The following is a 14950-nucleotide window of genomic DNA, read 5'->3' as shown; positions in this document are numbered from 1 at the left end:
ATTAAAGCAATGAACTTAAAATAATAAATCTATCAATATTAATTGTTATTTATAAAGGAAAAATTAAACATTACTTTTTATGTTGATATAGTGAACGCAATCGAATAAACGAAAACAAAAAATTTATAGTGATACAAATCACATAAAAATGAAAAAAGAATGAAATAAAAACAAAAAGATAACATCAATTAAAAAAATCAATAATAAATGAGAACTAGATCACATTAAATATGTCGTCTTGCATTATACCCCATATTTTATTGTGAGCATTGTCGCTAGTATTTTCTGTAGAACAACAACCAATACAAATAAACTAACTAATTTATTTTACAACAGAGAGTCTACTTATGCGCAAATCACTTATTACTCTTGCATTGCTGGCAGCGACATCTGCTCCTTCAATTGCTGCCGACTATACTGATGGCGATATACACAAAAATGATTACAAATGGATGCAATTTAACCTTATGGGGGCATTCGACGAATTACCAGGTGAATCAAATCATGATTATCTAGAGATGGAGTTTGGTGGCCGCTCAGGAATCTTCGATCTTTACGGATATGTTGATATTTTCAACTTAACCACAAGCTCTGACAGTGACAAAGCGGGCGCAGCTAAATCATTTATGAAACTAGCGCCTCGTGTGTCTTTAGACGGTTTATTAGAAAAAGATCTCTCTTTTGGCCCAGTACAAGAGCTTTACGTTGCTACCTTGTTTGAATGGTCAGGTGATGCAGAAAGTACTTTTGGCGTGAACAATAGTAAAGTCGGTATTGGCTCTGATGTAATGGTTCCATGGCTTGGAAAAATAGGCTTAAACCTTTACGGATACTATAACAATAATGCAAAAGATTGGAATGGCTTCCAGATTTCTACTAACTGGTTTAAACCGTTCCACTTCTTTGAAAATGGTTCATTTATTTCATACCAAGGTTATATTGATTATCAATTTGCTATGGATGATGCTGATGGCAATAAATTTGGCTCAACGGCAAGCAATGGTGGAGCAATGTTCAATGGTATCTATTGGCATTCTGACCGTTATGCAATCGGCTACGGACTAAAACTATACAAAGATATTTATGGCATTAAAGACACCAGTTCTTTTAAATCAACTGGTGCAGGTCATTACATTTCGGCTACATACAAGTTCTGATGTCATCAGTTTAACTTCCAAAAGGCGCTTTTGCGCCTTTTTTATTTGGAATCATTACCGACTATCGCTATTCTTAGCCAAACTTTCATTTTAGTGTGGCTGCTTTGAATATTACGATACTAGGTGCGGGAGCTATTGGCTCATTATGGGCTCATCATTTAGCTAATGCAGGGCATAATGTTTCACTGTGGCTACGCCATTCAAACACATCATCATTAACGCTCACTTTGTCTGAAGACAATGAAATAGCCAGTACCAGTAAATACCTCGAAAAGAACAAGCAGGCATGTAATGAGTTTTTTACCAACAACCTTGCTCAGCTAAAAGCGTCTGACTTAATTTTGATCACCGTTAAAGCATGGCAGGTAGAACAAGCTTTATCGCCTATAATTGACCATTTAATACCAGAAACCATTTTAGTATTTATGCATAATGGCATGGGAGCAATTGATGAACTCCCTGAACAAGTCGGTAGACACCCTATTGTTGTCGCAACCACCACTCACGGGGCTTATAAGCCTTCAAACGATCGAGTACTCCATACAGGGTTCGGTATGACGATGTTGGGAGGAAACAACTTATTAGGTAAGCAATGTCATTTTTTAGCCGATGTATTTGATCACGCTTTAGCGTCTGCGTCATGGACAGACTCTATTCAAACTGCGTTATGGCATAAACTCGCTATAAATTGCGTTATTAATCCACTAACCGCATTACATCAGTGCCTAAATGGTGCTTTACTTAACTATCAGTATACGGCACAAATCCAAACCATCGTGGCGGAACTATGTGCAGTGATGCAAGCAGAAAAAATCGTTATAACAGAACAAAATTTATTTGATAGCGTAATAAACGTTGTCAAAGCAACCGCTAATAATCATTCTTCCATGCAGCAGGATATTGTTCACCAACGTAGAACAGAAATCGACTATATTAACGGGTATCTGTGCCGAATTGCTCGGCAACACCTGATCAACGTACCAGCAAACCAAGATCTATACAGTAGAATCAAAACCATCGAACAATCGTGGAGTTAACTATGCCGTCGAATACTTTAGACACAAATGCTTTGCAACAGACAGATTTGCAAAAAAAAACCTTAAAACATAAAGTGTTAGTCCCTATTGCTCCAGGAACCGAAGAGATGGAGGCCGTGACTATCATTGATATGATGGTTAGAGCGGGCTACCAAGTAACCGTTGCTAGCGCTGATTTTGCAGGTAATTTAACAATGCAAGCTTCTAGAGGCGTAAGCTTGACCGCGGATTGTAGATTAGTTGATATTGCAGATGAAGAGTTTGATGTAATAGCAGTGCCAGGTGGCGTTGAAGGGAGTGAAGTATTTAAGCAGAGCACCGTGTTAATAGAAATGATTAAACAACAAAAATATGACGGCAGATGGATGGCGGCTATTTGTGCGGCTCCGGCACTGGTCTTACAAACACATCAGATTTATCCAGAAGCGATAATGACCGGTCACCCTGCATTTAAAGATCAGATACCAGCCAAAAATTGGCGCGAAAAAAGAGTCACCATAGACATAAATAATAAACTCATTACCAGCCAAGGTCCCGGCTCTGCACTTGAATTTGCCATGGAAATCATTATTCAAATATCCGGTAAAGCTCATGCATGGACCGTCGCCGAACCAATGGTAACATTACCCACCCTTCACTATTCGATATTGGGTAAAAACGATGTTTAATGCACAACAAGTAAAACAGCAATTTCCCGCTCTTAATACAGATAGTTCACTGGTGTATTTAGATAGTGCTGCGACCACACAAAAACCCCAAGCGGTTATCGACTGCATTCAACATTATTATCAAAAACAAAATGCCAACGTGCATAGAGGCAGCCATAGCCTTACTGCTAACGCCACTAGTGAATTTGAAACCGCACGAGAAACGGTCAAGCACTTTATCAATGCATCTTGTCAAAAAGAAATCATATGGACACGCGGTGCAACCGAAGCCATTAATCTTATTGCACAAACTTACGCAAGATCCGTTCTACAAGCCGGAGATCAAATACTGGTCAGTGAAATGGAGCATCATGCCAATATTGTTCCATGGCAAATCGTCGCTGAACAAACCGGTGCAGAAGTCATTAAAATTCCGATGAAAAAGGACTGCACTCTCGATATGCAGGCGTTTCATCAATTACTGAATAACAGAGTAAAAATTGTCGCCGTCGCACATATTAGTAACGTCACTGGTACACGCAATCCTATTGAACATATTATCTCATCAGCACATAAATTTGGCTCAGTAGTCGTCATCGACGGCGCACAAGGCATTGTTCATGAACCAGTTGATATGAAGCAGTTAGATGCCGATTTTTACTTATTTTCCGGACACAAGCTTTATGCTCCAACTGGAATTGGTGTGCTGTACGGAAAATTAGATCTACTCAACATGATGCCGCCTTGGCACGGTGGTGGAAAAATGGTTAATAAAGTCTCTTTTTCAGGTACCAGTTATGCAGAATTACCGGGGAAATTTGAAGCTGGGACCCCCAACATCTCTGGCGCAATTGCACTGGCCTGCGCAATCAAGTGGCTAACTCAATTTTGTAACGAAGAAGTAGAGCAACATTTACATTTACTGCAACAAACCGCTTATAACGCACTAATTAAAATAGATGATATTCAAATAGTTGGTTTTCAACAAAACAGTAACTTAATCAGCTTTGTCATGCCCGGTGTGCATCATCAAGATATCGCGACCTTACTTGACCAACAAGGTATAGCCGTTCGAGCAGGACATCACTGTGCTCACCCATTCATGGATGCGTTGAAAGTGAAGGGAACAATAAGAGTCTCTTTCGCGATTTACAATACATTAGACGATGTAAAAAGACTGGTCGATGCAGTCAATAAAGCAGTGAGTATCTTGTAAGCGATAAGTAAGTTGAAGCTATCCGTCATTCAGATTAAAAACGATAAATTAGGCTAAAGCAGCCTAATTTAATTACTTAATACTCGCTGCTTAATCGTATCAATAATCGCTTTTAAGCCATTTCCTCGTGAAGGGCTTAAGTGCTGAACTAAACCGAGTTGCTCAAAATAAGTATCGACATCAAAATCGGTAATCTCTTCGCTAGAACAACCATCAAACGCAGCCATGACTAACGCAATAAGTCCTCGAACAATACGCGCATCAGAATCGGCACAAAAAAACCATTTACCGTCTATTTTCTCACCAAGCAGCCATACTTCACTCTCACAGCCGGTCACTAACACTTGAGTACTTTTTAGGTCATCTGGCATTTTAGGTAATGCTTTACCCCATTGAATAACCTGACGATATTTATCTTCCCAGCCTTTACAATCTTGCATGGTTGCAATGATATCAACGGTTGTTATTTCATTGGTAAATGGCGAACTGGGGAAATTCATATGCTTCCTTTTTTATGCTACGTAGCTTTATATTGTTATAAATAAGCCGCTTTATATTGTTATAAATCAACAGATTTTTATCACTAAAAACAAATAGGCTTGTATTGCGATAACTAGCAGACTATTAACTTGAGTATGGTTAGCTGTGCTTAGCAAGCAATTTTTCAATAATTCTAGACACAGCAACAAAACCAAAAGTAGCAGTCACGACCGTTGCAGCGCCAAATCCTGTCGCACAATCCATGCGTTTAGGGCCTTCTGCTGTTGCTTTAGTTGTACAAACACTGCCATCTACTTGAGGATATTTTAGTTGTTCGGTCGAAAATACACAGTCTATTCCAAATTTTCGTTGTGGGTTCTTACTGTAATTATAAAAGCGACGCAAATTATCTTTGATCTTCTTGGCAAGAGGATCTTGAATTGTCCGAGCTAAATCTGCCACCTGAATTTGAGTAGGGTCAGTTTGCCCACCAGCACCACCAGTAGTAATTACTTTTATTTTATTACTTTTACAATACGCTAAAAGTGCAGTTTTTGGTTTAACGCTATCGATAGCATCCAAGACATAATCGTATTGTTTTGTGATGTGTTCTGCCACATTATCAACCGTAATAAAGTCGTCGATAATATTCACTTTGCACTCTGGGTTAATTAATTTAACCCGTTGCTGCATAACCTCTACTTTACTTTGCCCAACCGTACCAGAAATCGCATGAATTTGACGGTTGATATTGGTGACACACACATCATCCATATCAATTAATGTCAGCTCACCTACTCCAGTACGAGCTAATGCTTCCACCGCCCACGAACCAACGCCGCCAATGCCTACTACACATACATGCGCTGCCCTTAAAATCTCCACTTGTTGATGGCCATACAATCGACGAGTCCCACCAAAACGTTGCTCATAATTTTCTGAAGTTGGAGAATTTAGGTCATTCATAATGTCGATTCCGAAACTGTATTGAAAATGAAAGAGTGCGTTTTATACGCACTCTTGTAGTAAAAGTCTAGGTTGATTTAGCGTTAAATAAATTCGCTTGATAGCTATTAATTGTCATTAACTATAAATTGCTATGAATTAGAAACGACCATCAATTCGAGGTTGCTTGATAGTCGCTAGAAGTTAGCCAAGGTGACGCGGTAGGCTCTCCGGTTAAGCCAAGTTTCCACACTCGGCCAAAATGTTTGTAATGTCCGGCTTCTGTGCCCGCTCTAGGGCCCATTCCATGGTATAAATCTAAATGATTCTGTTTCACTGCTCCGCCCGTATCGAGCACAATTAACAGGCGTAAAGCATGTGCTCCACTCCAGGTTCCATCAGCATTAAGTAATGGAACCTCAGCTAAAATAGGTGTTCCCATGGGAAATAAATTTTTATCTCCTGCAACTGAAGCCATTGGCAATAAAGGAATACCAGCTGCCCCGGTCACCGCTAAATCTTGTTTCGGCGCGAAGAACACAAAAGAAGGATTTTGCTGTAATAAATGCTGTACTTTGTCCGCATCATTTTGCCCAACCCAATTTTTTATTGCCTTCAGCGACATGTCTTCTCGTTTGACTTGTCCCGATTCAATAAGCAAGCGTCCTATGCTGACATATTCTTTGTTGTTCTTTCCTGCATAGCCAAAATATTGCAAAGTATTATCGTCTGCAAAATGAACAAAACCACTGCCTTGTACTTCCATAATAAAAGGGTCGATCATATTTTCAGCAAAACCTAGTTCTAAACCTAAACCATCTAAAGCACCGTCATAAATTTGGCTTCTCGTCGGGCAGTCATCGCTACATTCAGGTAAACCGTATAACGGGTACTTAAATCTGTTATCTGCTTGATGACGTAACTCTATCACTGGAGAAAAATAACCAGTAAACAGAACGTTGCCTTTTTTGTCTCCTCCACCAAGTTGTGCGATTTCAATACCGTAATTAGCGAGTTCGGCCGGCTCTCCGCTTTGTATAACCCAATGGTTCAACTGCTCATATAACCCTTGATAGCGTGTCGCCATTGAAGGGGAATGAGAAATAACCTGCTCAGCTTGCTTAGAAAAATTAGAAAAGTCGCGCGGCTTGTTAGAATAAATACTATCTACTTGATTTAAGTTAGACGAGAAAGTATCTCCGTTATACTGTTGAGCCAGACTAGTTGATTGGCTACACCCTACTAAAATAGAAAAACAAAGAATTAATAGTGATACTTGAATATTATTGATGAGCTTATGGCTTAAAGGCACTGAAAACATTCCATTAGTTGAGAAAAGACACTAGCTGATTAAACAACTTATTGCCTAATATTAAAGTCGCTTGGAAATAACTTATTTCTATTGTTCGATAGAATCATTAACCCCTTGTTGTGGGTAGATCTTACCACGAATATGAAAAACACTGTCATAATATGACGGACTGACTCTCTTCATTTCAGTCACATTTTTATCTAATACTTTATATTCATACGTTTGGCCTTTAAAACTATATTTTAATGTTCTGCCATCGAAAATGTAATTGGTATCAACAATTCTCTGTTCAACGTATATCGCTTCTTTACGGACTTCAAAGCTCTCTTGTGCATAGGAAGGTACATTCTGTTCTTCCCATATTCCATATATTTTGCTTCTTAATTGTTTGTCTTCAAAAGAGCGTGCTACTAATACGCTAGCTATTGCTGTGATAAATAACAGCAAAAGCACCACAACCACAATTACAGTTCGTTTCACTCTAAGCTGTTTTTTTGTCAGTGACTTATTTCTTAGATCAGACATACTTCCTACAAATTTTAGGTTCTGATAATAAATATTAAACCATATACACACGCTAAGGGCGATAACAACACCTAAAATTTGAAATGAACAGAAAAAACATTTGCTCAGATTTGAATTTTAATTCATTATATCCATATAATAATTCAACCAAATATTTTTACTATGAAGATGCGTAATACCGCTTTAGTTAAAGGCTTCCGACAGTCCACTCCTTATGTTAACGCTCATCGCGGCAAAACGATGGTGATAATGCTCGGTGGAGAAGCCGTAGACGCTGCAAATTTCACTAATATAATCAATGACATTGCATTACTTCATAGCCTCGGCGCAAAAATAGTTCTTGTTCATGGTGCCAGACCTCAGATCAATCGAATTCTCGACGCAAATAATCTTACCACCCCTTATCACAAAGGGATTAGAATCACTGAGACATCAACGCTTGGCTTAGTAATGCAAGCCGCAGGGCAACTGCAATTGGCAATTACCGCTCGTTTATCGATGAGCTTAAACAATACTCCTATGGCTGGTACTCAACTGAATGTGGTTAGCGGTAACTTCGTTATTGCTCAACCTCTGGGCATAGATGATGGTATTGATTACTGCCATAGCGGTAAAGTAAGAAGAATTGATACTGAGGCCATTAATCAGGTGCTCGATCAAGGTTCCATTGTATTGATGGGGCCGGTTGCCAGTTCTGTTACTGGCGAGTGTTTTAACCTATTATCCGAAGAAGTTGCTACCCAAGTAGCGATTCGCCTCAAAGCAGATAAGCTAATCGGTTTTTGCTCAGAACAAGGTATTAAGGATCAAGATGACAATGTTATCGCGGAATTATTTCCAAACAGTGCTGAAAATATTTTACAGCAATTGGAATCCAATAATGATCTGGCGCTCGATAACAGCTCGGGTACTTTACGTTTTCTGAGAGGATCAATTTCAGCATGTCGAGCTGGTGTTAATCGAAGTCATTTAATAAGTTACAACATTGACGGCGCATTAATACAGGAACTGTTCTCTTTAGACGGTATCGGAACACAGGTGGTAATGGCGAGTGCCGAACAAATTAGAAGAGCAGAAATAGATGACATTGGCGGAATTTTAGAATTAATTAGGCCATTGGAAGAGCAAGGAATCCTTGTTCGCCGTTCACGTGAACAACTCGAACAAGAAGTTCATCAATTTACCTTAATCGAAAAAGATGGCTTGGTGATAGGTTGCGCAGCGCTTTACCCTTATTTTGAAGAAAAAATGGCGGAAATGGCGTGTGTTGCGATACATCCAGATTATCGCGATGGTAATAGAGGGTTAGATTTACTTAATCAAATGAAGCAATACTCTCGCCGTGTTGGAATAGAAAAAATATTTGTCCTAACCACTCATAGTTTACATTGGTTTAGAGAACAAGGTTTTCAAGAAGTTGGAGTGTCTCAATTACCAATGGGCAAACAAGATCTGTATAATTTCCAAAGACGCTCAAAAATACTGTTATTAGACATATAAAATATATTTAGATAAACAATAACTTATAATAAAAGGCGAATATTCTGTTTGTTTTTTAAGCGTGAATAGTTTTCATTTTCTTATAACGCTGGTAGTATGCGCCGGTCAGATGGCTCAAGAATTGAAAGATTCCCTAACTTGAGTATTTTTATGAAAACTATCATATGTAATTCGGCCCAAAGCTTTATTGATATGGCCGAGAATAATTTTCTTAATGGATTAAATGTACATTGTGTGTTTCCCGTAAACGACAATGTCAAGAAAATGATTTTGCACTGTCAGAGAAGACACGGCATTAGAGACGTTTCTTTTTCAGAAACCGTTTTGTAAAATAAAGTAATAAAAGACCACCTAATAATATTAGGTGGCTTTAACTAACCTACTCTTCAAACCGCTTAATCTTTGCGTTTTGGTTTTCGCCCCTTTTATCATTACTTGATTATCTGCAAAAACGATAAGTTTATTTTTTGCCCTAGTTACCCCTGTGTAAATGAGTTCCTTGCTTAAAATTTTAGAGTATTGATTAGGTAAAACCATCACCGTTGTGGGAAATTCACTGCCTTGAGACTTATGGATAGTCATTGCATAGGCAGTATCATGTTCTGGGATCCTACTTGGTAATACAGCTTTAACGCTGCCATCAGGGAGTTCAAAAAATACTTTTAAATAGCGACGTTGTTCGCCCATTTTATCGATTTCTGTGACCAACATGGTAATACCTATATCACCATTAAATAAACCTAAAGCATGATCGTTGCGAGTAATCATAATAGGCCGACCTAAATACCATAACTCGTCCGTAGTATTAATCAGTCTAGCTTGCTTCAAACCAGCTTCTATCTGTTGGTTAAGCCCAGATAAACCAAACTTACCTTCTCGCACTGCGCACAATAATCGACACTGAGCAAATAAAAATAACGCCTTTCTAGCATGTTGAGTAATTCGTTCAGAGTTATCTTCTATCGCCTTGTTAACGCAAGTGAGATAGTTGCTATACTCTGCGACAAGAAAATCAATCATCTCTCGATAGCTGTCGGTGGTTAACGAATGATGAATCACATCTTGATAATCAGAGTCCAATACTGATATTAGCGCGGGAATATCAGATTGATTGATCGCTTTAGCAAGCACGCCTATTCCTGAATTTTCGTTGAAACGATAGCTTTTTCTCAACAGACATAAACACTCTGACAAACGATTGCTTGTAGCGCTGTCTTGTATAGAAGATGAGGCCTTTGCGGACAACCAAGCAGGATCAAATCCGGTAAGTTCAGCTAATAAAGAAGCTTGTTTTGCACTATATCCACCATCAATAAAAGCACATATATCCCCTAAGACTGCCCCAGCTTCAACAGAGGCTAACTGATCTTTGTCACCTAAAAGAATCAACCGAGCTTGTTTTGGCAACGCATCGAGTAATTTTGCCATTAGAGGTAAATCAACCATCGAAGCCTCATCTACCACCAGTAAATCAAGATGCAATGGATTAGTTTGATTATGACGAAATTCAGCGTGATCTGGCATCGCACCTAATAACCGATGGATGGTACTCGCACTAGTGGGCATTAATAATTTGGTTTGCTCATTGTTGACTAAACTATCCACTGCGCCACCAATAGACTCGGTTAATCTTGCCGCTGCTTTCCCTGTAGGAGCAACCAGCTTAATTTTAGGTATTTGTCCTTTTTGCAAACCTTGTTCAATCAAGGCAGAAAGCAATTTTACTACTGTGGTCGTTTTGCCTGTACCGGGTCCACCAGAGATAACCGAAAGTTTACGCGATAATGCCACCCCAACCGCAACCTTTTGCCAATTGACTTCCTTTACTTGATCTGCCTCTGTTGGAAAAAGACGATCTAACGTTTCGGCGAGCGTTTGTTTCTCTTCAACTGAAAACGGCATTGGTTCTGCTAGGTTATTGAGTTTGTCTGCCAAAAAGCATTCATAGTACCAATACCTTTGCAGGTACAATCTTTCTCCATCAAAAATCAATGGCTGTTGGCTATCTATTTCATCGCCAATAGAAGAGGCACCAGTCAAAATTTGATGCCAGTTAACCTTGGCACATTCAGCCAACAAAATGTCTGCGGTTTGCCCGTAAAGGCCAAGAATGTGAGCCGGATTAAAATCACTGAGTTTGATACAGATGTGCCCTTTAGACAGCTCATAACTTAATAAACCGGCAATGAAACCAACGTCGTTAGGTGAATTAGCTTCAATAGAAGCAATAAAACGAGCAAATTGTACATCAAGCAATCGGATGCCACTTGTTTCTTGTAACCACTCTACTTTATTCAGCATTGCTAACCTCGACTGACTCGCCATCTATTAATTGATCAAACTTATTTAAGAACGCTTTATCTGGTCGGTTAAAAAAGATGCCATTAGCGGATTTATTTTGATTTTGAGTACCATCTATACCACGAAGAAATAAGTAATATACGCCACCAAAATGAGTCTCATATTGGTAATTAACCACTCGATTACGTAAGAACCGATGTAAGGCTAAAGCATATATTTGATACTGGAAGTCGTAGCGATGTTCTATCATTGCCTGTTCTAATGCATCAGCAGTGTACTGTTGTGGGTCATCCCCTAAATGGTTTGATTTCCAATCCAGTACATAGTATTTACCTTGATGTTCAAACACTAAATCAATGAAACCTTTAAGCATTCCATTGACGTCACCAAAACCAAGTGAGGCTGCTTGTTTCGACAGTGGATCATAGTGACTATTTAAACGATTAAACAAAAACGAAGAGAGATGCTCAATAGGCAATAAAAACTCCATTTCTACCAACTTAGATGAATTATCTTTATTGTTAAGTAGCAAGTTCTGTCCGTCTAATGGTGTAGACAGTACATTATCAACTAAACGTTGCAGTATCGGTAACCACTTATCCTCATATTGATGAGACTGCAATAAATCAGCAATGATTTGGGTGGTTTGAGGACTCCCTGCCGACAACGTAAAATCAATCTGTTCAAAAATAGTATGTAAAAACGTACCAGGCCTCGCTCCACGAGGAAATGTGAATATACTCGGCTCTGGCTCTTCAACCACAACTTGATCTGCATCTTGAGCCGAATCGATATCAAGTCCCATCGATTGAATTTCAATATCCAGTGCAGTGTGAGCACTTGTAGCAGCATGCCCCTGCTTCGCGAGGCTTGAATAGCTGGTTATCCACCAGTTTTTATCTATCTCAATGGTCATTTCACGCGCATTTAGATCATCATGTTCTTTTGGCTCACTATGATCTAAATACCCTGCTGTTGGCATATTATTATCACTACTATTCGAAAACTCCCCCTCTGACATACTCTCGCCACAAATACGCTCGTCACTAATACTTTCGTCACTAATACTTTCGTCACTATAACTCAGGTCATTAGTACTCTCTTCACTAATATAACTAACGGTTACTGCTTGAGAACATTGTGATTCTTGCCTAATTATTTCACTCTCTAATTGCGTACAAGTTAGTGGCTGCCCGTCTTTCAACAAGTATCCTACTGAATTCAGATGAGCGCTGGTCGGCTCTTTTTTAGCTTGACCTCTTCGCAAAGGCGCTACGCCAATAAAGCAACCATAAACCGCACGAGTCACGGCGACATACAGTAAACGTAAGTCTTCGGCTAAACGTTCTTCATCCGATAACCTGATAGATTCCGCCTCTAATTTCAGGTCTAGAACGGTTTTCTGTTGAGAATCATCGTAGAACTGACCACTTTTAGATTCCCGATAGGTTGAGATAAAAGGCAGGAAAACTAAATCATATTCAAGCCCTTTGGATTTATGAATAGTTACTATCTGTACTAAATTTCTTTCTGATTCTAATCTTTGAATTTCATCATCAGCCGCCCCAATACCACTTTTTCCTTGTTGAATGGCTTCGGCAAACCAACGAATCAAGGCATGATCGCTATCGAGAGTAAGACTGGCTTGTTGTAACAATTCGCCGAGATGTAAAAAGTCGGTAATAAGACGCTCGCCAAACTGTTGAGTTAATAAGTTCTCAGCAATGCTCTCAGCTGTCATTATGGCTCTCAACATTGGCATGACACCGCGTTGCTGCCAAATTTTTCGAAAGCCTCGAAACTGATTTATCTTATTTTCTAGTTCGATTTCATCATCATTAAGGTTATCTAACTCACGACTGGTTTTAAGTAAGATATCAGATGCAAGTGCCGCTCTTAGTAACCGTTCATCTTCTGGATAAAGTACCGCTTGTAACAAACGTAATGTTGCCGTAGCCATGCTACTTTGAAAAACACTGTCTCGGTTGGATAAATACACACTCGCGACACCATTTTTAGCCAACTCTCGTCGAATAAGTTGCCCTTCCGAACCAGTCCTCACCAGTACGGCGATATTACCGGCTTCTATTGGTTGATGTTGTTGTTTGGCATCGACAAAATAGGTTTTCTGCTGATTACTACTCAATATTTGGCTGATTTTTTGTGCTGTTTGAGCCGCCATAGTATTTAAATAAGCGTTTTTTGGTATCGGTTGCTCGGCATTGTCGAACCAATAAGTCAGGGCTTTTTGTTGTTCACCCGCTAACCACCAACGACGATATTCAGCATTTGGGCTCGGATTAACTGGATAAAATGGAATATCTTTATCGTACATGAAAGGCGAACTGGCTTGAGAAAACAGTCCGTTTACCGCTTCAATCATATCGGCACTTGACCGCCAATTAGTATCGAGAGTGTAATGATTTTTCACTTCATTTCGAGCACGGATATAAGTAAAAATATCCGCACCACGAAAAGCATAAATCGCCTGTTTCGGGTCGCCAATCATAAATAATCCAGTCTCTGGATTATCCAAATAAATTCGACTGAAAATACTGTATTGCAGCGGATCGGTATCTTGAAATTCATCAATCATGGCGACAGGGTAAAGTTGGCGGATTCGACTAGTCAGAATACCAAGTTCATCGCTATCAATTGCAGCCGAAAGATTGGTCAATAAATCGTCAAATGACAACCAATGTTTTTGTTGCTTGACCTGCTTCAACTGCTCTCGGCACATATGTATCGCGTGGGCAAGTAAAGGCTCTTTTAAACTTGGTTTGTTCGCTATAAATTCACTGGTTGCGGAAAATAATGGGTGTTGAGGCACCACTTGATCTTGCGCTGTTTTATCTTGTACAAATTCGTCAGTGAATTTTTCCAGTTTATCGGGATAGCGATAATCCGTGGTAGGTGAATTAGCCCATCTCAATACTTCATTAAACCACGCGGGGAGATTTTTTTTACTAAATGAGCGCTTACTTACGTTAGACTCATTAATAACTTGAGGTATATCAGCTGAATTTTTTATCCAATTGGCTTTGAATTGTTCAATAGACTCAATATTTTTTTGATGTAAATGATTTAATGAATTTTCCATTGGTGCGACGGTAAGCGCTATTGGCGCACCGGTTAGTAACGATGAGATGTCACCGAGCAAGTTATCTGGTGATTTCCATATCGTTCTTACTTCATTAGCCAAAGAGACTGACAGCGAATAGAAATTTCGACGCCAATAATCGGTCACCACTTGCGCTTTAAGCTTACTTTCATCGGTAACAAATTCGTTACTGAAACGACTGCCCGATTCAAAAGCATTTTGGGTAAGCATTCTTTGGCAAAAGCCATGAATGGTAAAAATAGCCGCTTCATCCATTTGACGCTCGGCATTTAGCAAAATATCTATCGCCCAATCGGTATCTTTTACTTCAATTAATAACGACTTAATAACTGGATCGCTACTCTCTTGGCGCAAAAATGCAATTCGCGCGTCATGGATTTTGCTCCGAATGCGTTCTCTTAATTCTGCCGTAGCAGCTTCGGTAAAAGTAACCACTAATATTTGATCAACGGTGAGAGGCATTCCATGAGTGGTCTCTTTATCACCGTGACCAAGCAACAAACGTAAGTACAAACCAGAAATTGTGAACGTTTTTCCTGTTCCTGCAGAAGCTTCTATTAGCCTTGCGCCGTGAAGAGGAAAAGTCATTGTGTTTAGGGTTTGTGGCATAATTTCAGTTCTCGATTATCCATTGTAAAAATGATGTGTGAGCTATAACAAATATTTAAAATATCTTTGTCTTTATACAAAACTGCTGTCTGATAGCGAG

The 14950-nt window shown here is 39.3% G+C and carries 12 protein-coding genes; 6 read left to right on the top strand and 6 right to left on the bottom strand.

Translation table 11 applies throughout. The features are described 5' to 3' along the window. Positions 1-347: 347 nt before the first annotated feature. From ACLKML_RS15085 to csdA, 4 genes are all read left to right on the top strand, one after another. Positions 348-1157, top strand: coding sequence for an outer membrane protein OmpK (locus tag ACLKML_RS15085; protein WP_413283892.1), 810 nt, complete (start codon positions 348-350; stop codon positions 1155-1157). 104 nt (positions 1158-1261) lie between these two features. After that, on the top strand, positions 1262-2194 hold the full coding sequence (panE, locus tag ACLKML_RS15080; protein ID WP_413283891.1) for a 2-dehydropantoate 2-reductase: 933 nt from the start codon (positions 1262-1264) through the stop codon (positions 2192-2194). A 2-nt stretch (positions 2195-2196) separates the two neighbouring features. After that, positions 2197-2862 carry a DJ-1 family glyoxalase III gene (locus tag ACLKML_RS15075; RefSeq protein ID WP_413283890.1) on the top strand — a complete coding sequence of 222 codons (666 nt, stop codon included), beginning with the start codon at positions 2197-2199 and terminating at the stop codon, positions 2860-2862. Then, a complete protein-coding gene (gene csdA, locus ACLKML_RS15070; protein WP_413283889.1) occupies positions 2855-4057 on the top strand; it encodes a cysteine desulfurase CsdA in 1203 nt (400 codons plus the stop codon). The genes ACLKML_RS15075 and csdA overlap by 8 nt, the downstream gene beginning before the upstream one ends. Positions 4058-4125: 68 nt before the next feature. Here csdA and csdE read toward each other — a convergent pair whose 3' ends face one another. The 4 genes from csdE to ACLKML_RS15050 form a co-directional block, all read right to left on the bottom strand. Next, entirely contained in the window at positions 4126-4557 is a 432-nt protein-coding gene (csdE, locus tag ACLKML_RS15065) for a cysteine desulfurase sulfur acceptor subunit CsdE (protein WP_413283888.1), read from the bottom strand. Between the two features lie 139 nt (positions 4558-4696). Next, entirely contained in the window at positions 4697-5503 is an 807-nt protein-coding gene (gene tcdA, locus ACLKML_RS15060) for a tRNA cyclic N6-threonylcarbamoyladenosine(37) synthase TcdA (protein ID WP_413283887.1), read from the bottom strand. Positions 5504-5654: 151 nt separating this feature from the next. Continuing rightward, complete coding sequence (gene mltA / locus ACLKML_RS15055; RefSeq protein ID WP_413285898.1) at positions 5655-6764, bottom strand: murein transglycosylase A; 1110 nt, start codon at positions 6762-6764, stop codon at positions 5655-5657. A 117-nt stretch (positions 6765-6881) separates the two neighbouring features. After that, positions 6882-7274: a DUF2850 domain-containing protein gene (locus tag ACLKML_RS15050; RefSeq protein ID WP_413283886.1), complete on the bottom strand. Its 393-nt coding sequence runs from the start codon at positions 7272-7274 to the stop codon at positions 6882-6884. Between the two features lie 207 nt (positions 7275-7481). On the opposite strand from ACLKML_RS15050, the gene argA reads away from it, so the two are divergent. After that, positions 7482-8819 carry an amino-acid N-acetyltransferase gene (gene argA, locus ACLKML_RS15045; RefSeq protein WP_413283885.1) on the top strand — a complete coding sequence of 446 codons (1338 nt, stop codon included), beginning with the start codon at positions 7482-7484 and terminating at the stop codon, positions 8817-8819. A gap of 150 nt (positions 8820-8969) precedes the next feature. Further along, the gene (locus tag ACLKML_RS15040) at positions 8970-9149 is read left to right on the top strand and encodes a hypothetical protein (RefSeq protein WP_413283884.1); all 180 of its coding nucleotides are present in this window, start codon (positions 8970-8972) and stop codon (positions 9147-9149) included. A 30-nt stretch (positions 9150-9179) separates the two neighbouring features. Here the strand turns inward: ACLKML_RS15040 and recD are convergent, their stop codons facing one another. Further along, positions 9180-11120, bottom strand: coding sequence for an exodeoxyribonuclease V subunit alpha (recD, locus tag ACLKML_RS15035; RefSeq protein ID WP_413283883.1), 1941 nt, complete (start codon positions 11118-11120; stop codon positions 9180-9182). Further along, positions 11110-14850, bottom strand: coding sequence for an exodeoxyribonuclease V subunit beta (recB, locus tag ACLKML_RS15030; protein WP_413283882.1), 3741 nt, complete (start codon positions 14848-14850; stop codon positions 11110-11112). The genes recD and recB overlap by 11 nt, the downstream gene beginning before the upstream one ends. Positions 14851-14950 lie beyond the last annotated feature (100 nt).

The organism is Vibrio sp. MA40-2, from assembly GCF_047302445.1.
Classification (GTDB): Bacteria; Pseudomonadota; Gammaproteobacteria; order Enterobacterales; family Vibrionaceae; genus Vibrio.
Note: the sequence above shows the minus strand (reverse complement) of the source record. Positions and strands in the feature narration are given on the sequence as shown.